The 25,370-nt window shown below is 63.0% G+C and carries 28 protein-coding genes; 19 read left to right on the top strand and 9 right to left on the bottom strand.

Going from position 1 to position 25,370, the window contains the following annotated elements; genetic code table 11:
* The first annotated feature begins 25 nt into the window (after nt 1-25).
* Nucleotides 26-952, top strand: coding sequence for an oxygen-dependent tRNA uridine(34) hydroxylase TrhO (locus tag HMPREF0307_RS10145; protein WP_066492587.1), 927 nt, complete (start codon nt 26-28; stop codon nt 950-952).
* A gap of 30 nt (nt 953-982) precedes the next feature.
* Here HMPREF0307_RS10145 and HMPREF0307_RS10140 read toward each other — a convergent pair whose 3' ends face one another.
* From HMPREF0307_RS10140 to HMPREF0307_RS10125, 4 genes are read right to left on the bottom strand one after another with little or no spacing between them, the layout of a single operon-like run.
* Complete coding sequence (locus HMPREF0307_RS10140; protein WP_066492586.1) at nt 983-1,459, bottom strand: hypothetical protein; 477 nt, start codon at nt 1,457-1,459, stop codon at nt 983-985.
* A gap of 9 nt (nt 1,460-1,468) precedes the next feature.
* Entirely contained in the window at nt 1,469-2,446 is a 978-nt protein-coding gene (locus HMPREF0307_RS10135) for a universal stress protein (protein ID WP_066492582.1), read from the bottom strand.
* A 48-nt stretch (nt 2,447-2,494) separates the two neighbouring features.
* Nucleotides 2,495-2,980, bottom strand: coding sequence for a MarR family winged helix-turn-helix transcriptional regulator (locus HMPREF0307_RS10130; protein WP_066492580.1), 486 nt, complete (start codon nt 2,978-2,980; stop codon nt 2,495-2,497).
* 34 nt (nt 2,981-3,014) lie between these two features.
* Nucleotides 3,015-4,103 (bottom strand): inositol-3-phosphate synthase, encoded by a 1,089-nt coding sequence (locus HMPREF0307_RS10125; RefSeq protein WP_066492577.1) that lies wholly within the window; start codon nt 4,101-4,103, stop codon nt 3,015-3,017.
* 136 nt (nt 4,104-4,239) lie between these two features.
* Between HMPREF0307_RS10125 and HMPREF0307_RS10120 the strand changes: the two genes are divergently transcribed.
* The 9 genes from HMPREF0307_RS10120 to dnaB all read left to right on the top strand — a co-directional run bounded on the left by HMPREF0307_RS10120 (nt 4,240) and on the right by dnaB (nt 12,225).
* On the top strand, nt 4,240-4,611 hold the full coding sequence (locus tag HMPREF0307_RS10120) for a DUF5318 family protein (protein ID WP_066492855.1): 372 nt from the start codon (nt 4,240-4,242) through the stop codon (nt 4,609-4,611).
* A gap of 74 nt (nt 4,612-4,685) precedes the next feature.
* Complete coding sequence (locus tag HMPREF0307_RS10115; RefSeq protein ID WP_082723323.1) at nt 4,686-6,977, top strand: transglycosylase domain-containing protein; 2,292 nt, start codon at nt 4,686-4,688, stop codon at nt 6,975-6,977.
* 9 nt (nt 6,978-6,986) lie between these two features.
* Nucleotides 6,987-8,357, top strand: a complete 1,371-nt coding sequence (locus HMPREF0307_RS10110; protein ID WP_066492576.1) for a glycosyltransferase family 87 protein — start codon at nt 6,987-6,989, stop codon at nt 8,355-8,357.
* A complete protein-coding gene (locus HMPREF0307_RS10105; RefSeq protein WP_066492574.1) occupies nt 8,354-8,560 on the top strand; it encodes a hypothetical protein in 207 nt (68 codons plus the stop codon). Before HMPREF0307_RS10110 ends, HMPREF0307_RS10105 begins: the two co-directional genes overlap by 4 nt.
* A 199-nt stretch (nt 8,561-8,759) precedes the next feature.
* Nucleotides 8,760-9,050, top strand: a complete 291-nt coding sequence (gene rpsF / locus HMPREF0307_RS10100) for a 30S ribosomal protein S6 (protein ID WP_070594249.1) — start codon at nt 8,760-8,762, stop codon at nt 9,048-9,050.
* A 44-nt stretch (nt 9,051-9,094) separates the two neighbouring features.
* Nucleotides 9,095-9,709 (top strand): single-stranded DNA-binding protein, encoded by a 615-nt coding sequence (locus tag HMPREF0307_RS10095; RefSeq protein WP_066492568.1) that lies wholly within the window; start codon nt 9,095-9,097, stop codon nt 9,707-9,709.
* Nucleotides 9,710-9,763: 54 nt separating this feature from the next.
* Nucleotides 9,764-10,216: a 50S ribosomal protein L9 gene (gene rplI, locus HMPREF0307_RS10090; RefSeq protein ID WP_066492566.1), complete on the top strand. Its 453-nt coding sequence runs from the start codon at nt 9,764-9,766 to the stop codon at nt 10,214-10,216.
* Nucleotides 10,217-10,314: 98 nt separating this feature from the next.
* The gene (locus tag HMPREF0307_RS13020) at nt 10,315-10,518 is read left to right on the top strand and encodes a hypothetical protein (protein WP_141628763.1); all 204 of its coding nucleotides are present in this window, start codon (nt 10,315-10,317) and stop codon (nt 10,516-10,518) included.
* 225 nt (nt 10,519-10,743) lie between these two features.
* Nucleotides 10,744-12,225, top strand: a complete 1,482-nt coding sequence (dnaB, locus tag HMPREF0307_RS10085; RefSeq protein WP_066492561.1) for a replicative DNA helicase — start codon at nt 10,744-10,746, stop codon at nt 12,223-12,225.
* A gap of 277 nt (nt 12,226-12,502) precedes the next feature.
* Here dnaB and HMPREF0307_RS10080 read toward each other — a convergent pair whose 3' ends face one another.
* The 4 genes from HMPREF0307_RS10080 to HMPREF0307_RS10065 form a co-directional block, all read right to left on the bottom strand.
* Complete coding sequence (locus HMPREF0307_RS10080) at nt 12,503-13,069, bottom strand: VanZ family protein (protein WP_066492560.1); 567 nt, start codon at nt 13,067-13,069, stop codon at nt 12,503-12,505.
* 21 nt (nt 13,070-13,090) lie between these two features.
* Complete coding sequence (locus HMPREF0307_RS10075) at nt 13,091-14,431, bottom strand: MFS transporter (RefSeq protein ID WP_066492854.1); 1,341 nt, start codon at nt 14,429-14,431, stop codon at nt 13,091-13,093.
* 51 nt (nt 14,432-14,482) lie between these two features.
* Complete coding sequence (locus HMPREF0307_RS10070; RefSeq protein WP_066492853.1) at nt 14,483-16,603, bottom strand: heavy metal translocating P-type ATPase; 2,121 nt, start codon at nt 16,601-16,603, stop codon at nt 14,483-14,485.
* Nucleotides 16,604-16,719: 116 nt separating this feature from the next.
* Nucleotides 16,720-16,914, bottom strand: coding sequence for a heavy-metal-associated domain-containing protein (locus HMPREF0307_RS10065; RefSeq protein WP_066492559.1), 195 nt, complete (start codon nt 16,912-16,914; stop codon nt 16,720-16,722).
* A gap of 163 nt (nt 16,915-17,077) precedes the next feature.
* On the opposite strand from HMPREF0307_RS10065, the gene trxA reads away from it, so the two are divergent.
* Together trxA and HMPREF0307_RS10055 are read left to right on the top strand one after the other, a co-directional pair.
* Entirely contained in the window at nt 17,078-17,449 is a 372-nt protein-coding gene (trxA, locus tag HMPREF0307_RS10060; protein ID WP_066492558.1) for a thioredoxin, read from the top strand.
* Nucleotides 17,450-17,529: 80 nt separating this feature from the next.
* The gene (locus HMPREF0307_RS10055) at nt 17,530-18,294 is read left to right on the top strand and encodes a PspA/IM30 family protein (protein ID WP_066492555.1); all 765 of its coding nucleotides are present in this window, start codon (nt 17,530-17,532) and stop codon (nt 18,292-18,294) included.
* 45 nt (nt 18,295-18,339) lie between these two features.
* Here HMPREF0307_RS10055 and HMPREF0307_RS10050 read toward each other — a convergent pair whose 3' ends face one another.
* A complete protein-coding gene (locus HMPREF0307_RS10050; protein ID WP_066492552.1) occupies nt 18,340-19,521 on the bottom strand; it encodes an NYN domain-containing protein in 1,182 nt (393 codons plus the stop codon).
* A 140-nt stretch (nt 19,522-19,661) separates the two neighbouring features.
* On the opposite strand from HMPREF0307_RS10050, the gene HMPREF0307_RS10045 reads away from it, so the two are divergent.
* Genes HMPREF0307_RS10045 through HMPREF0307_RS10015 form a run of 7 tightly spaced genes read left to right on the top strand, consistent with a single transcriptional unit; the run spans nt 19,662 to nt 25,328 of the window.
* A complete protein-coding gene (locus tag HMPREF0307_RS10045) occupies nt 19,662-20,036 on the top strand; it encodes a GntR family transcriptional regulator (protein ID WP_066492546.1) in 375 nt (124 codons plus the stop codon).
* A complete protein-coding gene (locus HMPREF0307_RS10040; protein WP_066492544.1) occupies nt 20,033-20,797 on the top strand; it encodes an ATP-binding cassette domain-containing protein in 765 nt (254 codons plus the stop codon). The genes HMPREF0307_RS10045 and HMPREF0307_RS10040 overlap by 4 nt, the downstream gene beginning before the upstream one ends.
* Entirely contained in the window at nt 20,794-21,708 is a 915-nt protein-coding gene (locus HMPREF0307_RS10035) for a hypothetical protein (protein WP_066492542.1), read from the top strand. The genes HMPREF0307_RS10040 and HMPREF0307_RS10035 overlap by 4 nt, the downstream gene beginning before the upstream one ends.
* Before the next feature lie 6 nt (nt 21,709-21,714).
* Nucleotides 21,715-22,536: an ATP-binding cassette domain-containing protein gene (locus tag HMPREF0307_RS10030; RefSeq protein WP_066492541.1), complete on the top strand. Its 822-nt coding sequence runs from the start codon at nt 21,715-21,717 to the stop codon at nt 22,534-22,536.
* The gene (locus HMPREF0307_RS10025) at nt 22,529-23,470 is read left to right on the top strand and encodes a hypothetical protein (RefSeq protein ID WP_068801456.1); all 942 of its coding nucleotides are present in this window, start codon (nt 22,529-22,531) and stop codon (nt 23,468-23,470) included. Before HMPREF0307_RS10030 ends, HMPREF0307_RS10025 begins: the two co-directional genes overlap by 8 nt.
* On the top strand, nt 23,467-24,300 hold the full coding sequence (locus HMPREF0307_RS10020) for an AAA family ATPase (RefSeq protein WP_181734584.1): 834 nt from the start codon (nt 23,467-23,469) through the stop codon (nt 24,298-24,300). The genes HMPREF0307_RS10025 and HMPREF0307_RS10020 overlap by 4 nt, the downstream gene beginning before the upstream one ends.
* Nucleotides 24,300-25,328: a hypothetical protein gene (locus HMPREF0307_RS10015; protein ID WP_066492534.1), complete on the top strand. Its 1,029-nt coding sequence runs from the start codon at nt 24,300-24,302 to the stop codon at nt 25,326-25,328. Before HMPREF0307_RS10020 ends, HMPREF0307_RS10015 begins: the two co-directional genes overlap by 1 nt.
* Nucleotides 25,329-25,370: the final 42 nt, after the last annotated feature.

Below are 25,370 nucleotides of genomic sequence, written 5' to 3'. Positions count from 1 at the left end.
TGTGCTCACGCTTAGAATTGCAGGCGTGAGCATCAGCAAAATTCTCCTCTACTACGCCTTTACTCCCATCGCGGATCCCACGGCCGTCATGTTGTGGCAGCGCACCCTGTGCGAGTCCCTGGGACTCAAGGGGCGCATCCTCATCTCCGAGCATGGCATCAACGGCACCGTGGGCGGCGACATGGAGGCGTGTAAGCGCTACGTGCGCGTGACCAAGGAGTACCCGGGCTTCAAAAACATGGAGTTCAAGTGGTCCGAGGGCGGCGCAGACGACTTCCCGCGCTTGTCCGTCAAGGTCCGCGACGAGATCGTGGCCTTCGGCGCGCCGGGCGAGCTTAAGGTCGACGAGAACGGCGTCATCGGCGGCGGCGTCCACCTCAAGCCAGAAGAAGTCAACAAGCTGGTGGAAGAGCGCGGCGACGAGGTCGTCTTCTTCGATGGCCGCAACGCAATGGAAGCCGAGATCGGCAAGTTCAAAGGCGCCGTCGTCCCGGATGTCACCACGACGCACGACTTTATCGAGGAACTCGAGTCCGGCAAGTACGACTGGATGAAGGACAAGCCGGTCGTGTCCTACTGCACAGGTGGCATTCGCTGCGAGATTCTTTCCTCGCTCATGAAGAACCGCGGCTTCAAAGAGGTCTACCAAATCGACGGCGGTATCGTCCGCTACGGCGAGAAGTTCGGCAATGACGGGCTGTGGGAGGGCTCGCTCTACGTCTTCGACGGCCGCATGCACCACGAGTTTGGCCAGGGCCTCGAAGACCCCGGCTTTATCCAGCTCGGTTACTGCGTCCACTGCGGTTCGGCGACCAATACCTTCCACAACTGCATCAACGAGGACACTTGCCGCCGCCAGGTGCTCATCTGCGATGACTGCGCCTCGCATGTCGAGACGCAGCACTGCGGCCGTCCGGACTGCGCGGAGGTCGCAGCCCAGCTCGCGTCCTAAGTCCGTTCCTTGCGCAAGGAACTGGGGAGCTTAGAGGTTCTGGGCGTTGAGGAACACCTGGAGGACGTCGATGCCCCAGAGCATGAAGTGCAGGGCGCAGAACCAGAAGGTGCCCATCCAGACGAACCAGCGGACGTAGCCGTTGAGCTTGCGCATCATGATGACGCCGGAGCCCACCATGCCGAGGGTGGGGGTGAGCATGGCCAGCGGCATCCAGAGCCAGCGGGCGGTGTCGGTGCACAGCCAGTCTGCCTCGCCGGTTGCGCAGAGCGGCCCGCCGAAGGAGCGGATAATCGGTAGCGAGCCGAGGCCGATGAGCAGCGAGACAGCGACGATGAGGAGCGGGAAGATGATGGCCTGCCGCGTGGAGCGGCGGGAGGCGCGGGCGAGCTTGAGGGGATCGGGGGCATCGGCAAGCTCGTCGAACGTATGTGGCTCGGGCGGCTGCTTGTTCATGGAATCAAGGAGCGAGTCGAGGTCGTTTTCCGGATGCTCAGGCCTGGTCATAGTTGAAGTCTAAACCTCAGCCGGAATGACGATGACGGGGACCATGAGGTGGGGGAGGAGCTCCGTGGCGTGCGAGCCCAAGAAGACGCGGGCAAAGGGCGAGATGGGGTTGGAACCGAAAACCATGAGGTCAGATTTCTTCCACTTCACCGCGTCCACGGCGCCTTGCCAGCCCGCGCCGGAGCCGAGTACGGAGGAGACCTCGAGCTGCGGGAACTCGTCCTGGACGAGATCCGTCGCGCGATCGAGAAGGGAGAGCGTGTGCTCGTGCCACTCCGTGGCGAGCTTCTTCGTGACGTCGACTTGCGCATTGAGCGGCGGGTGGATGAGCCCGGTGGGTGAGAACGCGACGAGACGCAGCGGGACGTCGAGGCGTGCGGCGAGCGAGGCTGCCTGGCGCAGGGCGCGGTCTTGTCCCTCGTGGTGGTCTTCGCTGAACGCAAAGTTGATGCGCTTCACGCCGCCCTTGGCGAGCTTGGCGTCAGCGGGAGTAAGCCCTACGGCGACGGGGGAGTAGTGCAAGAGGCTATCTGCGGTAGACCCCGCGAGGAGGCGGTGCTTGGGCGCGGCCTGATGGGGGCCGAGCAGGATAATGTCCGCCTTGAAGTCCGCGGCGGCATCGGTAAGCAAACGTGGCTGGCTGGGGCCGACGAGGAGGGCGGAGGGCTCTTTGTCCCAGTGCTTCTTCTCCAGTGTGGAGTCTGCGAGCCGCTTGCGTACGGCATCTGCGTAGGCGGACGATTCTGCCTTGAGCCACTTTTTATACTTGCCGCCCAGCTTGGCGAGTGGGGCCGACGCCCAGGGTTGCACGAAGGTGGAGGCGACGCGCACGCGTACGCGGGTGCTGCGGCCGAGCCACGCGGCGACGTCGATGGCGCCGGTGGACTGCTCCGCGCCAGGCGTGGCCGGGTTCCACAAGACGAGAAGACGCAGGGGAACCGAAGGGTCTGCCAGAGCGGGTGGGAATGCCGCGGAATTTTTAGCCATAGTCACCGAATCAATGAGGAGCGTGCTTTCCTCTATTATTAGCGGCCCCTATCCGTTTTGGGAAAATCGCGGCGGCTGATAAACGGTAGCCAGGCGGCTGATAAGACCCGTGAACTCGTTCGCCGTCTCCAGATCCTCGGGCTCGAGCCAGCGAAGAATTTCCGCGAGTGCTTCCGCACGTTGGCGGGAGACGGTGTTGAGTTCGGCCTCGCCCAATTCCGTGAGTGCGACGAGGACGCCGCGGCGATCCTTTTCATCCCGCATGCGCTCGACGAAGCCGCGCGACTCCAGCTGATACAGGGCATTCGAAGCGGTGGGCATGCGAATGAGTTCGGCTTCCGCGATGGCGGACACCCGGGACGGGCCGCGGCGCTTGAGCTGGTTCATGATGGAAACCTGCGAGGTGGTAAGCCGCGAGCCCTCCGTCGTGCGCTGGAAGATGACCATGAGCTTGTTAAGCGCCGGCTGCAGCTCCGTACTCACCTCGAGCGCGACCTCGAAGCTCGAGGGAGACTCCGCATCTTGTTCATTCATAGAAACTAAATATATCGAAGCCGTCGCATTCTGGCTACTCCCCGCGAATAAAGGCCTCGAGCTGTGCGCGGGCCTCCTCGTCACCCAGCTGCACCGGCGGGGACTTCATCAGGTAGGAGGAGACAGGCAGGATGGGGCCGCCCAGGCCGCGGTCGAGTGCAATCTTCGCGGCGCGCACAGCGTCGATGATGACGCCAGCGGAGTTGGGGGAGTCCCAGACCTCCAGCTTGTACTCGAGGTTGAGCGGAACCTCGCCGAAGGCCGAGCCCTCGAGGCGCACGTAGGCCCACTTGCGGTCGTCCAGCCACGGCACGTAGTCCGAGGGGCCGATGTGGACGTTGTGGTCATGGACCTTGCCCGCGAGCGGGGACTCGTGGAGGTTGGAGGTCACCGCCTGAGTCTTGGAGACCTTCTTCGACTCCAGGCGCGTGCGGTCGAGCATGTTCTTGAAGTCCATGTTGCCGCCCACGTTGAGCTGCATGGTGCGGTCAAGGCGCACGCCGCGGTCCTCGAAGAGCTTGGCCAGGACGCGGTGGGTAATCGTGGCACCCACCTGGCTCTTGATGTCGTCGCCCACGATGGGCACGCCCGCGTCCGTAAACTTCTGGGCCCACTCCGGATCCGAGGCGATGAAGACGGGGAGGGCGTTGACGAAGGCGCAGCCTGCGTCGAGCGCGGCCTGAGCGTAGAACTTATCCGCCTCCTCCGAGCCCACTGGCAGGTAGGACACGAGGACGTCCACCTGGGCGTCGCGCAGCGCCTGCGCCACGTTCACCGGCTCGGCCTCGGACTCCTCGATGACCTCGCGGTAGTGCGTGCCCAGGCCGTCGAGCGTCGGGCCGCGCTGGACGGTCACGCCCAACTCCGGGATGTCCGCGATGGTGATCGTGCAGGACGTCTCCGTGCGGGTGGCGTCTGCGAGGTTGTGGCCCACCTTGGCCGCGTCCACATCAAAGGCAGCGACGAATTCGACGTCGCCCACGTGGTAGCCGCCGAAGACGGTGTGCATGAGCCCCGGGATCTTCTGCTCCGCCGGGGTGTCGCGGTAGAACTCCACGCCCTGGATGAGCGACGTGGCGCAGTTGCCCACGCCGGCAATGGCGACGCGCACCTTCTGTGACATTGATGTATTTCCTTTCCGCGCGACTATCGCGCTTCCGGGAGCCAAGCTAGCGGGGAATTTACCAGAAGTGGGGACCTGGAGAGACTGGATCGTTGAAGCCCAGTGCGGGGAGGCGTGGGTTAGGCTGGGTGCCGTGATTCCCGGAGTTCGAACCAAGCACCCTGTCTCCCACGCGTGGGAGCGGGCGGCGCACCTGCGCGATTTTCGGGACGGCAGGCTCCAGCGCGATGAGATCTGCGACGCGGACTTCTTGCTGCGCGCCGCCGCCACCCATCACGGCGTGGACTCCCCGCGTCCGTGTCCGATCTGCGCGAGTCCCATGCGCGTGACGTATTGGATCTTCGGCGACGTCCTCGGACGGCGCGCCGGGAGCGCCCGCCCGCCCGCCGAAGTCGCGGAGATCGGCGCGGAGCTCGCCGCCCGCGGGGAGGAATTCACCGTCCATGCCGTGGAAGTGTGTCCTACATGTCACTGGAACCATCTGCTGGAAACGGCCACGGTCTATTAGGAATCCCAGGATTGCGTGTTAAGTTTTAAGGTTTAAAGAGATACCTCTCCACCACTTGAAGAAAAGGCGCACAGGTGACCGATTCCGAACAACCGAAGAGCACCGGCGAGTCCCGGGGCCGTCACGCTCTCGACAACACGTCAGCTGCGAGGACGCGTGCCAAGGCCGCACAGCCGACGAAGAAGAAGCGTCGCCGCTGGCCATGGATCGTGCTGATCGTCCTGCTCGCGGCGATCCTCATCCCGCTCGGACTATTTGCTTTCGCGTACTCGCAGTACAAGGTTCCTGAACCCCAGGAACTGGCGAATAAGCAGATTACCACCATCTACGCGAACGACGGCCAGACGCAGCTCGCCCGCCTCGTCCCGCCGGAGGGCAACCGCACGCAGGTCAAGCTCGAGCAGGTTCCGCAACACATGCAGGACGCGGTCTTGGCCGCTGAGGACCGCGAGTTCTGGACAAACTCCGGTTTTTCCTTCACCGGCTTCGGTCGCGCCGTCGTGGGTCAGCTCACCGGCAACCCCACCGCCGGTGGTGGTTCGACGATTACCCAGCAGTACGTGAAGAACACGCTCGTGGGCAACGAGCGGTCCTACGTGCGCAAGGCTCGCGAGCTCATCTACTCCGTCAAGATGACCAACGAGTGGGACAAGGAGACCATTCTCAACGCGTACCTCAACACGGTCTATTTCGGTCGCAACGCCTACGGTATCCAGGCGGCGTCCAACGCCTACTTCAATAAGAACGTCGAGGACCTCACCACGGAAGAGTCCGCGCTGCTCGCCGGCGTCATCCAGGCGCCGTCTGCCCTCGACCCGGCCGTCGACCCTGAGGCCTCCGCTGGCCGCTGGAACTACGTGCTTGATGGACTCGTGGAGATGGGCGTCCTCGACGCCTCGGAGCGCGCCGGGATGCAGTTCCCGCAGACGCGCGACCCCTCTGAGTACTCCGCGTACACGGAGGCCACCGGCGCCAACGGCCACATCAAGAACCAGGTCATCGCCGAGCTCGGCACCATCGGCATCACCGAGGAAGACGTGCAGACCCGTGGCCTGCAGATTACGACGACCATCGACATGAACGTCCAGAACGCGTCTCTCGATGCCGCCGATACCGCCCTCGCCCCGCTCCAGGAGGATGCCCGCGCCGCAGCCGTGACCGTCGACCCGAAGACGGGCGCTGTGCGCGGCTACTTCGGCGGTCACGACGCCAACGGCTGGGATTACGCCAATGCTCCCATGCAGACCGGCTCGATCTTCAAGATCATCGGGCTCGCCGCAGCTGTCCAGCAGGGAATTAGCACGGACACGTACTACTCCTCCGCGCCGTACCAGCTTGAAGGCACGAACATCATTGTGAACAACGACGAGGGCGGCTCGTGCGGTAGCTGTTCGCTCAAGGAAGCGCTGAAGAACTCCTACAACACGTCCTTCCAGCGCCTCCAGGCGGACCTTGCGAATAAGTCGCAGGACACTGCGGACATGGGCCACGCCCTGGGCATCGCCCCGACCTACGCCAATGGCGATAAGACGCTGAGCGAGGAAGGCCAGCGTCCGTACGACGGCATTATCCTGGGCCAGTACCCGTCCCGCGCCATCGACATGGCGACCGTCGTCGCGACCCTGACCAACGATGGCATCTGGCACGACACTCACTTCGTGCAGCGCGTGACGGATTCCTCCGGCGAGGTGCTCTATGAGCGCCCGGAGGACACTGGCGAGCGTCGCGTGTCCAAGCAGGTGGCCCGCAACGTCATCGAGGCCATGGAGCCCATCGCAGCTTGGTCCAATGGCGCGCTGGCGGGCGGCCGTCCGTCCGCTGCGAAGACCGGTACCTCGCAGCTGGGCGATACTGGCGCGAACCGCGACACGTGGATGATTGGTTCCACCCCGCAGCTGGCTACCGCCGTGTGGGTCGGCACCGCCGACAACACGTCTGCTATCTACAACGCCTGGGGCGGCATCATGTACGGCTCCGGCGCTGCGACGCAGATTTGGAAGTCCATCCTCGACACCTCGCTCGAGAACCAGGACTTCGAGTACTTCCCCGACGCCGTCCCGGTCCGCTACGGCACGGGCACGGCGGGTTCTGGCTACTACTATGACCCGTCCTGGTCCTCCGGTTCCTCCAATACATGGTCGGATTCTTCGACGGATGACGCCGCTGCTTCCGATGCCCCGGATGACGAAAATCCTGCCGATGCCCCCGCGGGCGGCCAAGAGTCGCCCGCCGCGCCGGCCGCTCCCGCGGCCCCGGCTGCACCGGCGGAGAATGGCAACGGCGGCACCGGCGGCGGAAATCAGGATGCGCTCACGCAGCTGGGCAATGACCTCAACAACGCCGTCAACGACTTCCTCAACCAGTAGGCCGCGCGCATGACCGTCACTGCTCTCTCCCGGGAGCCTCTCGCCCGCGGGCTTGTCGATTTCTTCGGCGGCCCGCGCGGCACGCATGCCTCGCGCCCCGTCAACGCCATGCGGTGGGTTCTCTCCGTTGGCTGGGTCTTCCTCGCCTTCGCTTACCTGGCCAAGGCCAACTGCGCGGGTGGCATCAAGAATGAGGACGGCACGGTCTCGCTCAACTGGGCGGGCGCGCGCCAGTACACCTCGTTCTGCTATAACGACATCATTCCGCTCTACGGCGGACGCGGTCTGGACAAGCCGGGCTTCGTCTACGCGTACTCGTGGCAGGAGGGCGATCTCACTCGCTACATGGAGTACCCGGTCCTCGCTGGTCTCTTCCAGGGCTTTGAGGGCTGGCTCGCGCGTACGACGTATCCGCTCGTTTCGTGGGCCGTCGCCGACGCTGGTTGGTACTTCGCGCTTACCGCGCTCACGATGGCCATCATGTGGGTGGCGACCCTGCGCATGGTGGGCGAGCTCCTCGGCAACCGTCTCTGGGACGGCTTGCTCGTCGCCGCGAGCCCGCTCGTCATCATGCATGGCTTCACCAACTGGGACATCCCATCCATCACGTTGGCCGTCGCCGCGCTGCTTGCCGTGAGCAAGCGCAAAAACTGGCTGGGCGGCATCCTCATCGGCCTGGGCTTCGCGTTTAAGATGTGGCCGCTGTTCATGCTCGGCGCGTTCCTCGTGCTCGCCATCCGGCACCGTCGCTTCGTGCCCTTCTTCAGGCTGCTTGGCGGTGCCGTGTGCGCGGCGGCAGTCGTCAATATTCCGATCGCGCTGCTCTACCCGGATGCCTGGTACGAGTTCTTCCGCCTCAACTCCACGCGTGGCTGGGAGTGGACGACGCTCTACGCGATGATTGCGCGCAACGTCCCCAACTTGCCCATGTCGGCCGAGTTTGTCAACGTCTTCTCGCTCGTGGGCTTCCTCGCGCTGTGCGTGGGCATCCTCATCTTTGGTTTGCGGACCCAGCGCACCCCGCGCGTGGCGGAGCTCGTCTTCCTCATCCTCGTGGCCTTCCTCATGCTCAACAAGGTGTGGTCGCCGCAGTATTCGCTGTGGCTGCTCGTGCCGGCCGTCCTCGCGCTGCCCAACTGGCGGCTCATTTTCACGTGGGGCTTCTTCGATGCCCTCGTCTGGCCCATCCTCATGCTCCACATGCATGGCGTGGAGAACAAGGGCCTGCCGGGAGAGATGCTCGACCTCGCCATCTGTCTGCGCGACGGCTTCATCCTCGCCATTGCCGTGCTCGTCATCCGTCAGATGCTGGGCAAGAGCCGCGACAAGGTGCTCGCGGACAATGGCACCGATCTACTAGCAGGAGATTTCGCGAAATGACCTTCACCATCGTGGGCATCGTGTCCATCGTCATCGGCTTTTGCTGCGTGATGGGTGCCTACTACACGTTCCAGAAGGGCGAGCCGGGCTCCAACCGCACGGTGCCCATCGTGCTGGGGCTCCTCGCCTTGGTGTTCCTCACCATCATTCCGGCGGGAACGGCCGTCTTCTTCGCCGCGCCCGGCGGCCAGCAGCTGCCGTAACTCTGGGTCCAGAACCACACTTCGGAATTACACTTTTGTCATTCGCCGCCTGCCCCGCTGGGGCCGGCGGCGATTTCCGTTTTTACCTGCATGTGGGGTATTCTCGTGGGGTTGCTTGACGCAACGAACCCTCCTGCCACATCCGCAAAGGTGATGTGGCCGAAAAACAATTACTAGACCATAGGAGGTGATGAGGTCCGTGCGTCACTACGAAGTCATGATCATTCTGGATCCTACCCAGGATGAACGCACCGTTGCCCCGTCCCTGGACAAGTTCCTCTCCACCGTGCGTGAAGAGAACGGCAAGGTAGAAAACGTTGATATCTGGGGCAAGCGCCGTCTGGCCTACCCGATCAACAAGAAGGACGAAGGCATCTACGCCGTCGTCACCCTCGAGTGCGAGTCCGCATCTGTGCTCGAGCTCGATCGTCGTCTGAACCTGAACGACAACGTTCTGCGTACCAAGGTTCTGCGCACTGACAGCAAATAGCGGATACTGGGTACATCAGTAACCAACGCTTGTAAGGAGACATCATGGCTCAGGGAGACACCAACATCACGGTCGTCGGCAACATCGTTGCTGACCCGGAACTGCGTTTTACCCCGGCGGGAGCAGCTGTTGCTAACTTCCGCGTCGCCTCGACCCCTCGTCGCTACAACTCGCAGACGAACCAGTGGGAAGACGGCGAAGCAATGTTCCTCACCTGCAACGTGTGGCGCCAAGCGGCGGAGAACGTGGCCGAGACCCTCACGAAAGGCATGCGCATTATCGTGACCGGTCGCCTGAAGGCTCGTTCTTACCAGACCCGCGAAGGTGAAAACCGCACGGTTTTCGAGATCGACGTTGACGAAGTCGGTCCGTCTCTGCGTTATGCCACCGCACAGGTTGCCCGTAACCCCCGTGAGGGCGGCAACGGCAACTACGGCGGCGGCAATGACAATATCCAGGACGGCGGCAACTTCGGTGGCGGCTTTGGCGGCGGCAATAACAATGCCGGCCAGCAGCAGCAATCGCAGGGCGGTTTTGGTGGTAACAACAACCAGAACTTTGGCCAGCAATCGCAGCAGCAGGCACCCGCTAACGATCCGTGGAACTCCGCCCCGCCGGCTGGCGGCTTTGGCGGCGCCGCTGATGAACCCCCGTTCTAAAGCTGTTTTACACGCAATCTAAATTATTAAAGACTCAATTGAAAGGCAGGGATCATGAAGCTGATCCTCACCGCTGCCGTTGAGAACCTCGGCGCCGCAGGCGATATTGTTGAGGTTAAGGACGGCTACGGACGTAACTACCTGCTTCCGCGCGGTCTGGCCATCGTTGCCACCCGTGGTGCTGAGAAGCAGATCGAGGGCATCAAGCGCGCCCAGGAAGCTCGCGCAATTCGCGACCTGGACCACGCACGCGAGATTCGCACCCAGCTCGAGCAGCTCACCGACATCAAGGTGCCGGTGAAGACCTCGGAGAAGGGCAAGCTCTTCGGTTCCGTGTCCGCAGAGGACATCGTTGCCGCGGTCGAAACCGCCGGTGGCCCCAAGCTGGATAAGCGCATTGTTGTGCTTCCTAAGGGCCTCGTCAAGAAGACTGGCAACTACCAGGTCGAGCTCAAGCTGCACGCTGACGTTCTCGGCAAGGTGAACTTCTCGGTCGTCGCTGCCTAATTTTGGCGCACGACGGTCTACGCTCGTGTAGCGTCTAGACCCAAAGACAACAGCACGCCGCAGCGCCCCGCGCCGCGGGCTGGCCATCATGTGAGGTGATGGCTTCTCGCATTGCGCCCGGGGCGCTGTGGCATTTTTCCTGTCTGTGGCCGCTCGCCGGTGAAATTGTGGAAAACTCGCGTAACCTGTGGATAACTTATTGTCCTTTACCCAATCTTCACATTCCGGCCATGGCTGCTTTCCCGCAGGTAAAGGCACTTATCCACGGATCTGGTGAGGATTTTCACACCCGCAATAAATAGCTCTGACCTGCGCAAACGATCGTTGCAGGTCAGAGCCGGTGAAAGTTATCCACAGGCCTGACCATGGGAAATGTATCTTCCGCTGTTAACCACCTGGGGTTTCTACAGGTTGCTGTGGATAACGGTGCAATTTGTGCCCAGGGGGTAGACGAGACTAGACGTTCTGGCCGTGTCAGGACGCTGAACTAGAGTAGGGACGCAGACGGATGAAAGAGGGGACACCTGGTGACTACGCCAAGTTTTGATGACGACAATTACGCGCCGCCGGAAGAGGATTTTGGGCCCATGGAGCCCGCGCCCCCGGAGGAGAAACCGCGCCGCTTCGGCCGCGGCACCGGCCGCCGTGGCAAGCACACGAACGACGGCGATTACGCCGCGTACGGTAACTTCCGCCAGCCGCCGGCTGACCGCGAGGCGGAGCAGGGCGTCCTGGGCGCCATGCTGCTTAGCCCGGCCACGGCGTCTGAGGTCTCTGAGATCGTCACGGAGGACGACTTCTACTACCCGGCGCACGCCATCATCTTCAAGCACATCATGGCGTTGTTCGCTGACGGCAAGGAAATCGATGCCGTCGTGCTCAGCGGCCGCCTTGACCGCTACGGCGAGCTCGAGCGCGCCGGTGGTGCCCCGTATTTGCACACTCTGCTGGCCTCGGTGCCTACCGCAGCCAACGCACGCTATTACGCAGAAATCGTCGCGGAGAAGGCTGTCCTCCGTCGCCTCATCGACGCCGGCACGCGCGTGGTCCAGCTGGGCTACGAGGCCCAGGAGGACGCGGAGCTCGAATCCGTCATTAACGACGCGCAGCAAGCCGTCTTTAACGTCTCGCAGCGCAAGAAGTCCGAAGACTACAAGCCGCTGAGCGAGCTCATCGTGCCTACCATCGATGAGCTTGTGCAGCTGCAGGAACACGGCGGCGTCGAACTCGGCGTTCCCACCGGCTTTGTCGATCTGGATAAGCTCACCAACGGTCTCCATGCTGGCCAGATGGTCATCGTCGCCGCTCGTCCGGGTGTGGGTAAGTCAACGCTGGCCATGGACTTCATGCGCTCGTGTTCCCTCCACCACGGCAAGACCTCCGTCATCTTCTCCCTCGAGATGTCCGCGAACGAAATCCTCATGCGTTTGCTCTCCGCGGAGTCTGAGGTCAAGCTTGCGGATATGCGTGCTGGCCGCATTTCGCCGGAAGACTGGTCCAAGCTCGAGGAGACCATCACGCGCATCGACAACGCGCCGATGTTCATCGATGACTCACCGAACCTCACCATGATGGAGATCCGCACCAAGGCCCGCAAGATCAAGCAGCAACATGGCCTCGACATGATCGTCCTCGACTACATGCAGCTGATGAGCTCGGGCAAGAAGGTCGAGTCCCGTCAGCAAGAGGTCTCGGAGTTCTCCCGTAGCCTCAAGCTGCTCGCCAAGGAGCTCGAGGTTCCGCTCATCGCCATCTCGCAGCTGAACCGCGGTCCTGAGGCCCGTACGGACAAGAAGCCGCAGCTCGCTGACCTGCGTGAGTCGGGTTCGCTGGAGCAGGACGCCGATATGGTTATGCTGCTCTACCGCCCGGACTCTCAGGATCGCGATAACGAGCGTGCCGGCGAGGCCGACATCATCCTGGCCAAGCACCGCGGCGGCCCTATCGATACCGTGACGGTCGCGCACCAGCTGCATTACTCGAAGTTCGTCAATATGGCCCGCGGCTAGGGGCGCATCGCTGCTACGGTTTTCCTTTCAGGCTGACGTGGCGTCGCCGCGTGATGCGTTTATGGCTCACATTGGCTTGAAGTGAAAAACACCGTGAGCCCCAACCCGAAGGTTGGGGCTCACGGCGACTCTATCTCTCTTAGGAAGGGTCCCTTAGGCGGTGTCTCACGCCGCCACCCCGGAACCAGGGGCTCTCTCTATCTCTCTCAAAGGTATGCGCCTCTCAAACGCATGAACTCAGTATGGGACACGAGGCTGGCGGGAGCCCTACACGCGGCTACGCGTTACCTGGCAATTCCTGGGAAGTAACTGAAGGCGCCGAAACGTCCTTCACCTTGTCCGGATCGCCGAGCCGTGGTCCGAGCGCGGCGAGGACCACGAACACCGCGGTCGTGAGGATGCCTAGCCAGATCCACAGGCGGTGAAACCGTGGCCCGCACCAGGAGGCGAAGGCGGCGCCAGCGAATGCGCCGAGGGTGTTGAATATGAGGTCGTCGATGTCGCTGCGGCCGAGACCAAAGGCGTATTGGAGGGTCTCCACCGTGAGCGAGAGGCCGAAGCCACACGCGGTAACAGGCCCAATGCGGCGCAGGAGAATGAAGAGCAGGACGCCCAGCGGGACAAAGAGCGCGAAGTTGCCGCCGTAGCCGAAGACGGGACCGAACCACGAGGTGCCGTCGAGCTCCGCCAAGGGACGGAGACGAATCTCGCGGGCCACCTGGTTCTCGGGCAGCCACAGGTAGCCGATCTGGAAGAAGGCCTTGAGCAGGGTGAGGGCAACGATGACCCCCACGTAGCCGCCGAGGGCGAGGACCAGAGTGGGGGTCAGACGGGAAGAGCGCATGCCCGCGATTGTAGAGCAGATCTAGGAAAGCGCCTTGCCGCGTTGCTCAGGGAGAGCGAAGGCAGCGAGCGCCGCGAGAGCGAAGGCGGCCGCGAAAAGCGCGAAGAGCCAGCCGGAGCCCGCGCCGGCGAGGATGAGCGGGACGAGGAGTGGCGCGATGATGGAGGCGAGGCGGCCAAAGCCAGCGGCGGCACCCGTGCCTGCGCCGCGCAGGTGCGTGGGGTAGAGCTCCGGGCCCACGGCGTAGAGCGCGCCCCACGCGCCGAGGTTGAAGAAGGAGAGCAGGCAGCCGGCGACGAGGATGAGCCATTCCGTATGCGCGAATCCGTAGAGACCCGCGGCGCAGGCGGAGCCCACGAGGAAAGCGGCGAGCGTCACGCGTCGGCCCCAGACCTCAATGAGCCAGGCGGCCATCGCGTAGCCCGGCAGCTGCGCCAGCGTGATGATGAGAGTGAACGAGAAGGATTTCACGAGCGAGAAGCCGTCCGCTACGAGCAGCGACGGAATCCACACGAAGGCGCCGTAGTAGCTGAGGTTGACGCAGAACCAGACCGTCCAGAGTGCTGCGGTGCGCCCGCGCAGGGACGGTGACCAAATGGAGCGGGAGGTGACGTCGTCTTCGGCGAAGGTGGGAGTGGAGGGGGCATCGGCAAGCTCTGCGTCGGTGGGGACGGCGGCCTCGAAGGAGGCGACGATTTCCTCGGCCTCCTCGTGCCGGCCGCGGGACTCGAGAAAGCGCACGGACTCCGGAAGGTGGAGGCGCACGTAGAGGGCGTAGAACGCCGGCACCATGCCCAGCGCGAGGGCCCAGCGCCAGCCGGAGTCATGCGCGCCGACCACGAAGGTGCCGATGACGGCGGCAAGGATCCAGCCCACGGCCCAGAAGGCCTCGAGGAGGACGACCATGCGGCCGCGGACCTTGACCGGAGAGAACTCGGAGATGAGCGTCGAGGCGACGGGGAGCTCTGCGCCCAGGCCCAGGCCGATGAGGAAGCGGAGGACGAGCAGCATGACCAGGCCCGTGGACAGCGCGGAGGCGCCGGTGGCGAGACCGTAGACGAGCAGCGTGAGGGCGAAGACGTGGCGGCGGCCGAACTTATCGGCAAGCAGCCCGCCGAAGGTCGCGCCGATGGCCATGCCAATGAAGCCGATGGAGGCGAGCCACGAGGACTCGGTGGGCGTGATGCCCCAGTGGACGGCGAGGGCGGCCATGATGAAGGAAATGAGGCCGACGTCCATGGCGTCGAGCGCCCAGCCAATGCCGGAGCCGATGAGGAGTTTCTTGTGCTTGCCCGTGACCGGCAGGCGATCGAGGCGTTCGTTGCGAGATAAAGGAAGAGAATTCTGTCGAAGGATTGGCATGCACAAAGATTAGGCCCCCGGAATCGGGGGCGCTAGATTCTGTGCAAATTCTTAATCGATAGAGCGGAAATTCTTCAGTCGCAGGGAGTTGCTCACCACGAAGACCGAGCTGAAGGCCATGGCAATACCCGCGAACAGGGGGTTGAGCAGGCCGACGGCGGCGACCGGAATGAGGACCACGTTGTAGGCGAACGCCCAGAAGAGATTGCCCTTGATGATCTTCAGGGTGCGGCGGGACAGCCGGATGGCGTCGACGGCGGAGCGGAGGTCGTCGTTCATGAGCGTGATGTCGGAGGCCTCAATGGCGACGTCCGTGCCGGTGCCCATGGCGATACCGAGATCCGCCTGGGCGAGAGCGGCTGCGTCGTTGACGCCGTCGCCGACCATGGCCACGGTCTTGCCCTCTTCCTGGAGGCGCTTGATGGTCGCTACCTTGTCTTCTGGCATGACGCCGGCGGTGACGGACTCGATGCCGACTTCGCGTGCCACCGCCTGCGCAGCGTGCTCGTTGTCGCCCGTGAGCAGGTGCGGGGTAAGTCCCAGCTCCTTGAAGTGGGCGATGGCAGTGGCCGAGCTGGATTTGACGGTGTCGCGGACCTCAATGGTGCCCTTGACGGCGCCGTCCACGGTGACGGCGACGAGCGTGCCGGTGCCCTCGTAGTCGGTGCCCGCTGGCGGGCGGCCGACGAGGACGCACTGGCCGTTCACGGTGCCTTCGACGCCGTGGCCGGGAACCGAGGCAAAGTCAGTGGCTTCCGGTGCGTCCGGGGCCGCGGCGACGATGGCCTTGGCAATGGGGTGCTCGGAGCCGCGCTCCACGGCGGCGGCGAGAGCGAGGACGTCGCCCTCGACGTGGGAGACGGCCATCGTGCCCTCGGTCACGGTGCCTGTCTTATCGAGCACGATGGTGTCGACCTCGCGGGTGGACTCGAGAATCTCCGGGCCCTTGATGAGGATGCCCATCTGGGCGCCGCGGCCGGAACCGACGAGGATGGCGGTCGGCGTAGCCAGGCCCATGGCGCACGGGCAGGCGATGATGAGGACCGCGACCGCCGCGATGAAGGCCGGGGCGACGCCCCCAAAGAAGAGGTGGACGATGAGCGTGAGGATAGCGATTCCGATGACAACGGGGACGAAGACCTGTGCGATCTTGTCCACGAGGCGCTGGATGGGGGCCTTGGAGGCCTGGGCGTCCTTGACCATCGTGGCCATCTGCGCAAGCACGGTGTCCGAGCCGACCTTCGTGGCGCGGACCTCGAGTCGGCCCGAGGCGTTGACGGTGGCGCCGGTAACGCGAGAGCCTTCGGACACCTCAACCGGCACGGATTCGCCGGTGAGCATGGACTCGTCTACGGCGGAGTTGCCAGCGGAGACGATGCCGTCCGTGGCGATCTTCTCGCCCGGGCGAACGATGAAGGTATCGCCGACCTGGAGTTCCTTGATGGGCACACGCACCTCGACGCCGTCACGCAGCACCGACGCGTCCTTCGCGCCCATGGTGAGCAGCGAGCGCAGTGCCTCCGAAGACCGGCCCTTGGCGCGGAACTCGAACCAGCGGCCGAGCAGCAAGAAGGAGATGACCATGCCCACGGACTCGAGGTAGATGTGGTCCATCTCCGCGTCGTTGGACAACAGCGTCATGTGCATCTTCATGCCGGGCATGCCGGCGTTGCCAAAAAAGAGTGCGTAAAGCGACCAGAAGTAGGCGGCCGTGGTGCCCATGGTGATAAGCGTGTCCATGGTGAACGAGCCGTGCTTGAGGTTCGTCCACGTCGCCTTGTGGAAGGGTGCGCCGCCGAAGATGTAGACGATGGTCGCAAGAATGGTCGCGGCCCACTGCCAGTTGGTGAACTGGAGAGCCGGGATCATGGACACGAGCATGACCGGCAGCGAGAGTGCACCGGAGATGAGCGTGCGGCGGAGCAGGTCGTCCGTCTGCGCGTCGCGGGCGGACTCGTCCTCATCCTCAGCGCCCTCAGGCTCGTCATCCCCGCTCATAGAAAACGCCCCATAGCCAGCGTTCTCGATGACCTTGATGAGGTCCTCGACGCTCGTGGTGGTGGGGTCGTAGCTCACGGAGGCTTCTTCCGTGGCGAAGTTGACGGTGGCCTCCACGCCGTCGACCTTGTTGAGCTTGCGCTCCACGCGTGACGAGCACGACGTGCACGTCATGCCGGTCACCCCGAGATCAATGTGGTGTAGCGCGGTGGGAGTGGTCACCGTGGAACTCCTTTCCTGTACAAACCTATGCGCGCTCTCGCGCCGGGCGGCCTTTCGCGAGAGAAGGCCTAGGCCAGCTCGTAGCCGGCTTCCTTGACGGCGGCGGCGACCTGTTCGTCGGTGAAGCCCTCGCCCTCGACGGTGACGGCACCGGTGGCGTGGTCAGCGGTGACAGCGGTGACGCCGGCGATCTCGCCGATCTCTTCCTTCACGGACATCTCGCAGTGGCCGCAGGTCATGCCCTTGACGGTGTAGTTGTTCATGGTGTGTCTCCTTCGTACGGGGATCTAGTGCTTACGCCGTCGATAATATACCCCCTGGGGGTATCTGGCAAGGATAAATATCCGTGGGAATAACTCACGAACGTGTACGGTTGATAGGAAAGAACGAAGCAAAATTAGCTGATTGATAAAAGGAGTTACCGCAATGGCGACTGTCGACGTCACTGAAAAGGACTTTGAGTCCACCGTTAGCGCCGAGGGCATTGTCCTCGTTGACGCCTGGGCCGATTGGTGCGGTCCGTGCAAGCGCTTCGCTCCGGTCTACGACGCAGCGTCGGAGAAGCACGAGAACATCACGTTTGCGAAGCTCGATACCGAGGCTAACCAGGGTCTGTCCGCAGCCCTGCAGATCCAGTCTATCCCCACGCTCATGGCGTTCCGCGATGGCGTGATGGTCTTCCGTCAGGCAGGCGCCCTGCCGCCGGCCGCACTCGAGGATCTTATCGGTCAGGTCGAGGGGCTCGACATGGACGAGGTCCGCAAGCAGGTGGCTGCCCAGCAGGCGCAGCAGTCCTAAGTCCTGCGCACGACGGCGCTTTCCCACGTATCATCGTGGGAAAGCGCCTTTTTTAATGAAACTATAAGGAGTACGAAACAATGGCTAACCCGATGAGCAAGGGCTGGAAGTACCTCATGGCTTCTTTCGATCAGAAGATCGATGAGAACGCAGACCCCAAGGTCCAGATTCAGCAGGCGGTCGAGGGGGCCAAGAAGCAGCACGCGGAGATTACCCAGCACGCCAGCGAGATTATCGGCAACCAGTCGCGCCTCGAGATGCAGATGAACCGCCTCATCGAGACTGTGCAGAAGTACCAGGAGCAGACGCAGCGTGCGCTCGAGCTTGCCGATGCCGCCTCGGCCAAGGGCGATTCCACCGCAGCCACCGAATATAACCAGGCCGCAGAGGTTGTTGCCGCGCAGCTCGTCGCCGCCGAGCAGGAGCTCGAGGGCATGAAGACTCAGTACCAGGCGGCAACGCAGGCTGCGGAGCAGGCGAAGCAGCAGCAGAAGGAATCAGAAGCGCGTCTGCGCGAGCAGCTCGCCCAGGTCGACCAACTCATGGCGCAGGCCGATCAGGCCGCCATGCAGGAGTCCAACGCGAAGGTCCTCGACTCCATGAACGAGCTGTCCCCGGATGATTCGACGCCCACGCTTGACTCTGTCCGCGCCAAGATCGAGAAGCGCTACACGGACGCCCTCGGCGCCCAGGAGCTCATGCAGGGCACCGGGACCGTCAATATCCAGGACTTCTCCAAGGCGGACACCGAGCTCAAGGCCAGCTCCCGCCTCGCCGAGATCCGTGCCGACATGGCGAAGAAGAAAGAGCTCGACGCTGCTCCGGACGCTGACGCCGAGAAGTAGTGACGTACGCGTTACCCCCAGTTCCCTGTGAACTGGGGGTTTGTTTTACTTGTCGCGGTTGAGGAGCACGCCGCGGATGCCGGAGTGGAAGCCGTCGCGCAGGTTCACGCGCTGGGTCTCGGTGAGCGTGTACTCGTGGAGCGTGTCGCACGCGAATTGGAGGAGCGGGCGGTCGATCTCGGGCGGCAGACCGCCGCCGGAGAGAAGGTGCGCCTGGTCGCGCTGCTCGGCGGTCGCGGCGTTGTCGAACCACCAGCTGGCGTACTGCTGGCCCACGTCGAACGGCGTCTGGAAGCCGGCGGAGGTCCAGACCTCCTCCGGCAGCGGCACGTAACGGGAGCGCAGCTTGCGGCGCGGCGCCATCATGGACGGCTTCGGCGGACCGGACGGGCCCGGCTTCGCAGGCGTCTCTTCGGCGGGAGCCTCAGGCTTCGGGGAGTCGGAGGCGGACTCGGCAGACGTGGTGGGCTCGACGGGCGCGGCCTGCTCCGACGTGCGGTGCTCCGGCTGGTGTGCCGCCATACCATGCGGCGTGGAGGAGAATGCGGCCTCGACCTCGGAGGGCTCGCCACAGACGTCGGGGCCGGGCACTGCCGGCTCCTCGGTGCCCTCCGGCGCGGTAGCCGCGCTCTCCTCCTGCTCCTCGTCTGGCTGGTGACGGATGACCGGCGGCAGCGGTCCTTCGAGGACCTGGATTTCCATGGCGTCCGCGAAGTCCTCGCGCGGGTCCAAAATCGTGGTCGTATCGCAGGAGTGGCGCAGGTTGGAGGACATGGAGTCCCAGCCAAAGCCGTAGAGGTGCACGCGAATGCCCGCGAGCACGGCCTCCTCAACGCCCGGAATCATGTCCGCGTCGCCGGAGACGAGCACGAAGTCCGTGACTTGTTGCTTCATGGCGGCGACGATCATGTCCGCGACGAGACGCGTGTCCACGCCCTTCTGCGTGCGGCGGTCGCCCCACTCGATGAGCTGGCCTGTGCGCAGCTGCACGCCGTCACAGGTGCGCAGCGCGCGCTGGTAGCGGTGTGGGCCGGTATCCGGGATGCCGTCGTACCAGTACTGACGCTGAATTTTTTGGTCCAGTTGGTTTTCGATCATGGTGCCCATGGTGTTGACGACCTCGGGAAGGTCAATCTCTAACTGGGCGCGGGCACCCGTCTCCCAGGCATTATAAAAACTGGCTAATAGGTAAGAAGTGTCGACGAAAACTAACGTTCTCTCAAGCATTGTTGCGGTCCTAAATCTTTATTGCTAACTCGTTTCCCTCCAGTGTGCCCCAAAAAGGCAAAAACTGCGATAGGCCTTGACGAATTCCCAGGTGGCCAATATGGTTAGTTACACAAGTGACTAACCAACTAAGGATGCCCATGGACAACTCCACCCAACCGTTGTTCCGGCAAATCGCCGCGCTCATCGAAGATTCCATCATCGATGGCGCACTCGCGGAAGGTGCGCAAGCCCCGTCGACGAACGAGCTCGCCGCGTTCCACAACATCAACCCCGCGACCGCCAGGAAAGGAATTACCTTGCTTGTCGAACTCGGAATTCTCGAAAAGCACCGCGGCGTCGGCATGTTCGTCGCGGACGGCGCGACCGAGAGCATCCGCGAGCGCCGCCGCAGCGACTTTGCCGCCGAATACGTCGCCCCACTCGTGGACGAGGCTGCCCGCCTCGGCTACACGCGGGGCCAACTCCAGGAACTCGTTCACCGCGTCGCTGAAAGCCGAGGTCTCTACTCATGATCACTGCACGCCATCTCTCCAAGTCCTTCGGAAGCAAGAAGGTCTTCGAAGGACTCAACTTCGATATCCACGACGGCCAGCTCCATGCCTTGGTGGGCCGCAACGGCTGCGGCAAGACGACGCTGCTCTCCCTCCTTGCCGGACAGAAGCGCTACGAAGGCGAGCTCTCGCACAACCCGTATAACAATCGCGCGGTCATGGACACCATCGTGTTCACTGGCGTGGACACCGCCTACCCCAACTGGCGGCTTCACGACATCCTCACCGTTGCTGGACAGCGCTACCCGTACTGGTCGCTGCGCGATGACCTCCTGGACGCGTTCGACCTCGACCTTCACACGAGTTACGCCGCCGCCTCGCGCGGTCAGCGTTCCATGCTCGCCATCATCGTGGCGCTTTCCGCCAATGCGGAGCTCACTCTCCTCGATGAGCCCTACTTGGGTCTCGACGATGCGAACCGCACGATCTTTTACGACAACCTTCCGCATGACCGCACGATGGTCGTCGCGACCCATGCTCTCGAAGAATCCGCTCAGCACTTCGACCGCTTCCTCCTCATGGGCGAGGGCATGCAGGACTACTCAGCCGCCGAGCTTGACGATGCCTTCGTGGTTGCCCCCGGCTCTCCCGATCTCGCCCCACATGCTGTGCGCACCGAGGAGATTGCCGGCCAGTCGCGCATGATCGTCCCTCGTGGCGTTGCTGAAGGCACCCCGCTGCCGCTGGCCGACGCGGTCCGCATTCTGGGAGGCCAGCGATGATCTTCAAGTATCAGTTCACCAATGGCGGCTGGGTCGCGGCTCTCATTAGCGTGGCGTTCCTTGGCTTGGCATTGCTCTTAGGGAGCGTTGTCGCGGTATGGCCGGTCGCCTTCTTCGGCGCCACCGCAGTGGCGCTGCCACTTGCCTACTTCTTTCTCCCGCGCCGCAGTGCCGATGCTTTCGGCATGACAACCGGCGAATGGATCCGCACCAACGTCACGCCGCTCGTGGTCTGCCTCGCCCTGGGGCTCGGCGCGCAGGCTTTCGTCCTTCCCGCTCGATGGCTACTTTGTGAAGCACTCGCCATCTGTGTCTTCTGGGTGTCGCTGTTCTTTCGGCTCCGTGGTGAATCCCGCGGTATCGCCAAGGGAAGTCTGCATTTCCATGGCTGGTGGCTCCTGCTAGCCAGCGCCGCGGTTGCTATCCCGCTCCTTGCGGTGGCGCAGCCCTTCCTCGGCCCCACGTGGGGTCCGGCCTTCTGGGCCTTCCTCCCATTCATCTTGGGGATGATCGCGCAGATGCCGTGGACTGAGCTCACGCCTTCCGGCCTTCAGGCGTTCGGGTATCCACGCACCGAGTGGGTGCGCCGCCAGCTCATTCTTGCCGCGCTGAGCCTTGTCATCTTCGCGGGCATCGCCGTGGTCTTCCAGTTCGGCTGGGTCTACCCCTTTGCCGCCACCTGCGTGCTGCTTTTGGTCGCACTCTCCGGCCTGGGCACCGGTTTCGCAACCTTCGGCATGATCATGTTCTCCGGTCACCTGCGTGACGGCGACTCGCTGAAGTGGCAGCTCATTACCTTCCTCATCCTCGCCGTCGTCACCTCCTACGTCGTGTTCTACCGTCCCTTGCGCGACGAAAGCCCAGCTCCGTCCGTTCGTTTCGCCCCACGCCTGCGCAGATCCGAGGTTTAAATACTCATGATTGTCACTACTCACCACGCCGCGAAGTCCTTCAAGAAAAAGGAGGTCCTCCGGGACGTCGAGTTACAGCTCGAAGAAAGCCGCATCTACGGTCTTGTCGGCCGCAACGGCACAGGCAAGTCCACGCTGCTCTCACTGCTCGCCGGCCAGGCGCGCTATGACGGGGACATCAAAGTCTTCGGCCACGAACCCTTTGATAACGAGGCCGTCATGGACGATATCGTGTTCACCGGCGTCGATACTCCGTACCCTGCGAACTGGAGTTTCAAGGCCATCCTCGACGTCGCGTCCAAGCGCTACCCGCATTGGGACCAGGCGACAGCGGACCACCTGCTCGAGACCTTCGCGCTCGATGTGAAGACGTCCCACAGCAAGGCCTCCCGCGGCCAGCGCTCCATGCTCGCCATCGTCATCGCACTGGCAGCTCGCGCGCCGCTTACACTCCTCGACGAGCCCTACCTCGGCCTCGACGTGCAGAACCGCGACCTGTTCTACCGGGAGCTCGTCGCCGCGCAGGAGGCGAACCCGCGCACCATCGTCATTGCCTCCCACGATCTTGAGGCCTCTGCCAAGCTCGTGGACTGCTACCTCGTCCTGCGAGACGGCGTCATCCGCACCCTCGAGTCGGAGCGGCTTGATGATGCCCTCGTCTCGCTCACCGTCGCCAACCCCGTTCCGCCCGAGCTTTCCGATGCAGCCCTCGCCACCGAGTCTCTCGGCTCCAGCACCCGCGTTGTTGTACGCCGCGGCGTCGCTGATGGCTCCCCGGTCGCCCTCGAGGACGCCGTGGCACTCGCGATGGGAGGCAGCGATGTCTAAAGGACTTGTATCTGTCGTCTTCCGGCACTGGACAGGGTCTACGCGACAGCTGCTATCAGCGCTGGGCATGTGTGCCTCGATGATCGGATTCAGGATTGTCATTGGTGACCTCTCGTGGGTGTCCATGCTTTTCTTTGCGCTCGTGCCGATCGGGGTGGGCTCTGTCCTTCACGTGCCCTACGGCACGCTCAAAGCGTTCGGCTACCGTCGGGCCGACTTTGTGCGAATCAACGTCCCTATTGTGCTCATTGCCGCTGCAATGACCTTCGCTTTTACGGTAGGCGAGTTGCCGTGGGTTGTGACGGTACTGCTTACTACGCTCGTCGCAGCTACTTTGGCGTTGACTCTTCGCCAGGAGGTCAAGGAGGATCGTTCCCGCAACCACGAGCCTGTAGTGGAAAAGAATCCTGGGGAAGGGCAGTGGCACATGATGCTCTTGGTCGTCGCGCTATTCGGCGTATTCCTGTGGGGTTGGAAGACTCTGCTTCCAGCCATTGCTCCGGACTTGTGGGGGTCTCTCGTCGTGACTGTGCCGGTGATTGCTGGCGCACTCGGTTCTAATCTAGCGACCGGCACGCACCTCGCCGCCTGGCAAGCCTTCGGTAAGACGCGCCGAGCTTGGCGCACTCGGGCGCTGGTGAACGGGGGCATCGGCATGCTCGGCGTTGCGCTATGCACCCTAGTGCTGGATCCCTCCCTCGTAGCTCTCAATGTCGGGACTTTCTGGTTTGCCTACGCGCTGATGAATACAACTGTGGGCGCCATCATTGCAGTCATCGTGCCCATGACATTTGGTGGGTTTATTAGAGGAATTGAGCCGGGCGCTGTCTATCTACTGCTTTCGGGTGGGGTCTTGCTCCTGATAGCTGCGGTCATGCTGTGGCTTTACCCGAAGTACGCCAATACTCAGAAGCGATTGGAGCTTAGACGATGATTACTGCGACCAACCTGCGGATGAAGAACACACCGGCGTTGAACTTTGAGCTCGCGCAGGGACTTACGCACGGGCTCGTGGGCGCGAACGGCGTGGGCAAGACGACACTTTTGCGCATGATGGCAGGGCAGTTCCCGTCCATGGGCCTGCGCGTCTTCGGCGAGGAACCCTTCGACAACCAACGCGTCATGGACCGGACGATCCTCATGGGCATTGACAACCCACTTTTCGATGGATGGAACGTGAAGAAGCTGTTCCGGATCGGCCAGGTTCGTTGGAAGACGTGGAACCAAGACCGCGCCGATGAACTTGTCGACGCCTTCGAGCTTCCGGTGCAGAATTACTCTTCGCTCTCGCGCGGCCAGAAATCCGCGATGGGTTTCATCTTCGCCGTGGCTTCTGGCTGCGAGCTCATGCTCCTCGATGAGCCCTACCTGGGGCTCGACGTGCAGCGCCGCCAGGTGTTCTTCGACGTGATGCGCGAGGAGCAAGGGACACGCACCATCGTGGTGTCGACCCATCATCTCTCGGAGATTGAGGGCTACCTCGATACCATTCTCTTACTTTCCGATGAACCGCTCTCTGGCCCCATCGACGAGATCGTCGATTCCATTGTCGCCGTCTCCGGGCACGCTTCCCAGCTCGACCGCGCGCTGGGCAGGCTTCAACTGCCCGTGCTTGCACGAGAGTCCTCAACCCTGGCCGACCGCGCGATTATCGACGCGCGTCCCAAGTTTGCACAGTGCGTCTTCGACCAGGCCAAGGACCTGGGACTGCGTGCGCAGGAAGTGACGCTTGAGGAAGCCGTGCTGGCATTAGGGGAGGCGTAATGCGACTGTTCTTTGCGGTCGTCGAGACGCATACGCTTGTCGTCTACAGCATCATGTTGCTGCTGTGGGGCATCCTCGCGCCCGTCAAGGGTCCGGTAACGGCTGGTTCGCTGGCCTTCCTCGCGGTGGTTGTGGTCCTATCGACCACGGTGAACAAGACGAAAGCCACGGCGCTGGGGCTCTCACGGAAAGCGCAGACGCGCTACAACCTAGGGCTCGCCACGTACTACGTCGTGCTCGGCGCTGCAGTTTCGGTGGCGCGCCAGTGGTGGTGGTTGGCCGCTCTCGTCCTGGTCGCGTGGGTTATCCGACTCGTTGTGACGCTGCGTCAGTCGTCGCAGTCCGCGGCCCAATCCGACATGGAGGTGCGTGAACTCCAGTATCGAGTAACCTCGGACGGCAACTCCGACTTTGGACGTTTCCCCATCACTCCCACGGCGCAGCTGATCTACCGGCCGCTGGTCCGCTCGTGGATGTGGGTCGTGGCCGGGTACGCCTCCGTCGGACTTGTCATGTGGGCGGCCATCGTCTTTTGGAACATTGAGGGACAGCTCTTCAGCATCGTCTATGTCATGGTGACGCTATTGACGCTCGGGGCACTCATGGATTCCTACCGCACATCGTTCAAGGAGTTCGTCACGCTCGGTGGCTCGCGTCAGCAGTGGGTGCGCGCTGTCACAGTGGCGAGCGTCATCGGTGCGGCCGCCGGCGCCATCCTGGAGTTGGTGGTTTGGACTAGCCAGGGGATTATCACCGGAATGATATTCGGCATGGGCGCGTTGATTCCCGTACTCGGCGTGAGTTGGGAACTGCTCTCTCGGAAAACGATCGTCTGGACCATGTGCATGGCGGTGACTGCCGGAGTCACCTTTGTCCTGACGGTCATGGAGGTTCTGCCGCAATGGTCCTTCGCCGCGTGCGCCGGCGTGCTTTACCTCGTATGGGCAGCCCTGCTCCCTATGTATGCTCGCAATGCCGATCCATACAGTGGTGGAGTGCTGCAATGGTTTGGCGTGAACACGTCATAAATGCGCGATGTCCTGCAGATTTGTGTGTTTTCAGATCGCTGT

This window comes from Corynebacterium sp. DNF00584 (genome assembly GCF_001552965.1).
Classification (GTDB): Bacteria; Actinomycetota; Actinomycetes; order Mycobacteriales; family Mycobacteriaceae; genus Corynebacterium; species Corynebacterium phoceense.
The sequence above is the reverse complement of the archived record's forward strand: the minus strand, read 5'-3'. Positions and strand labels throughout refer to the sequence as shown.

Coding starts and splice junctions, on each gene's coding strand:
- HMPREF0307_RS10140 (WP_066492586.1), bottom strand. CDS start 1,459: ATGACCAGGCCTGAGCATCCGGAAAACGACCTCGACTCGCTCCTTGAT.
- HMPREF0307_RS10135 (WP_066492582.1), bottom strand. CDS start 2,446: ATGGCTAAAAATTCCGCGGCATTCCCACCCGCTCTGGCAGACCCTTCG.
- HMPREF0307_RS10130 (WP_066492580.1), bottom strand. CDS start 2,980: ATGAATGAACAAGATGCGGAGTCTCCCTCGAGCTTCGAGGTCGCGCTC.
- HMPREF0307_RS10125 (WP_066492577.1), bottom strand. CDS start 4,103: ATGTCACAGAAGGTGCGCGTCGCCATTGCCGGCGTGGGCAACTGCGCC.
- HMPREF0307_RS10110 (WP_066492576.1), top strand. CDS start 6,987: ATGACCGTCACTGCTCTCTCCCGGGAGCCTCTCGCCCGCGGGCTTGTC.
- HMPREF0307_RS10105 (WP_066492574.1), top strand. CDS start 8,354: ATGACCTTCACCATCGTGGGCATCGTGTCCATCGTCATCGGCTTTTGC.
- HMPREF0307_RS10095 (WP_066492568.1), top strand. CDS start 9,095: ATGGCTCAGGGAGACACCAACATCACGGTCGTCGGCAACATCGTTGCT.
- rplI (WP_066492566.1), top strand. CDS start 9,764: ATGAAGCTGATCCTCACCGCTGCCGTTGAGAACCTCGGCGCCGCAGGC.
- HMPREF0307_RS13020 (WP_141628763.1), top strand. CDS start 10,315: ATGGCTTCTCGCATTGCGCCCGGGGCGCTGTGGCATTTTTCCTGTCTG.
- HMPREF0307_RS10080 (WP_066492560.1), bottom strand. CDS start 13,069: ATGCGCTCTTCCCGTCTGACCCCCACTCTGGTCCTCGCCCTCGGCGGC.
- HMPREF0307_RS10075 (WP_066492854.1), bottom strand. CDS start 14,431: ATGCCAATCCTTCGACAGAATTCTCTTCCTTTATCTCGCAACGAACGC.
- HMPREF0307_RS10070 (WP_066492853.1), bottom strand. CDS start 16,603: ATGACGTGCACGTCGTGCTCGTCACGCGTGGAGCGCAAGCTCAACAAG.
- HMPREF0307_RS10065 (WP_066492559.1), bottom strand. CDS start 16,914: ATGAACAACTACACCGTCAAGGGCATGACCTGCGGCCACTGCGAGATG.
- trxA (WP_066492558.1), top strand. CDS start 17,078: ATGGCGACTGTCGACGTCACTGAAAAGGACTTTGAGTCCACCGTTAGC.
- HMPREF0307_RS10055 (WP_066492555.1), top strand. CDS start 17,530: ATGGCTAACCCGATGAGCAAGGGCTGGAAGTACCTCATGGCTTCTTTC.
- HMPREF0307_RS10050 (WP_066492552.1), bottom strand. CDS start 19,521: ATGCTTGAGAGAACGTTAGTTTTCGTCGACACTTCTTACCTATTAGCC.
- HMPREF0307_RS10045 (WP_066492546.1), top strand. CDS start 19,662: ATGGACAACTCCACCCAACCGTTGTTCCGGCAAATCGCCGCGCTCATC.
- HMPREF0307_RS10040 (WP_066492544.1), top strand. CDS start 20,033: ATGATCACTGCACGCCATCTCTCCAAGTCCTTCGGAAGCAAGAAGGTC.
- HMPREF0307_RS10035 (WP_066492542.1), top strand. CDS start 20,794: ATGATCTTCAAGTATCAGTTCACCAATGGCGGCTGGGTCGCGGCTCTC.
- HMPREF0307_RS10030 (WP_066492541.1), top strand. CDS start 21,715: ATGATTGTCACTACTCACCACGCCGCGAAGTCCTTCAAGAAAAAGGAG.
- HMPREF0307_RS10025 (WP_068801456.1), top strand. CDS start 22,529: ATGTCTAAAGGACTTGTATCTGTCGTCTTCCGGCACTGGACAGGGTCT.
- HMPREF0307_RS10020 (WP_181734584.1), top strand. CDS start 23,467: ATGATTACTGCGACCAACCTGCGGATGAAGAACACACCGGCGTTGAAC.
- HMPREF0307_RS10015 (WP_066492534.1), top strand. CDS start 24,300: ATGCGACTGTTCTTTGCGGTCGTCGAGACGCATACGCTTGTCGTCTAC.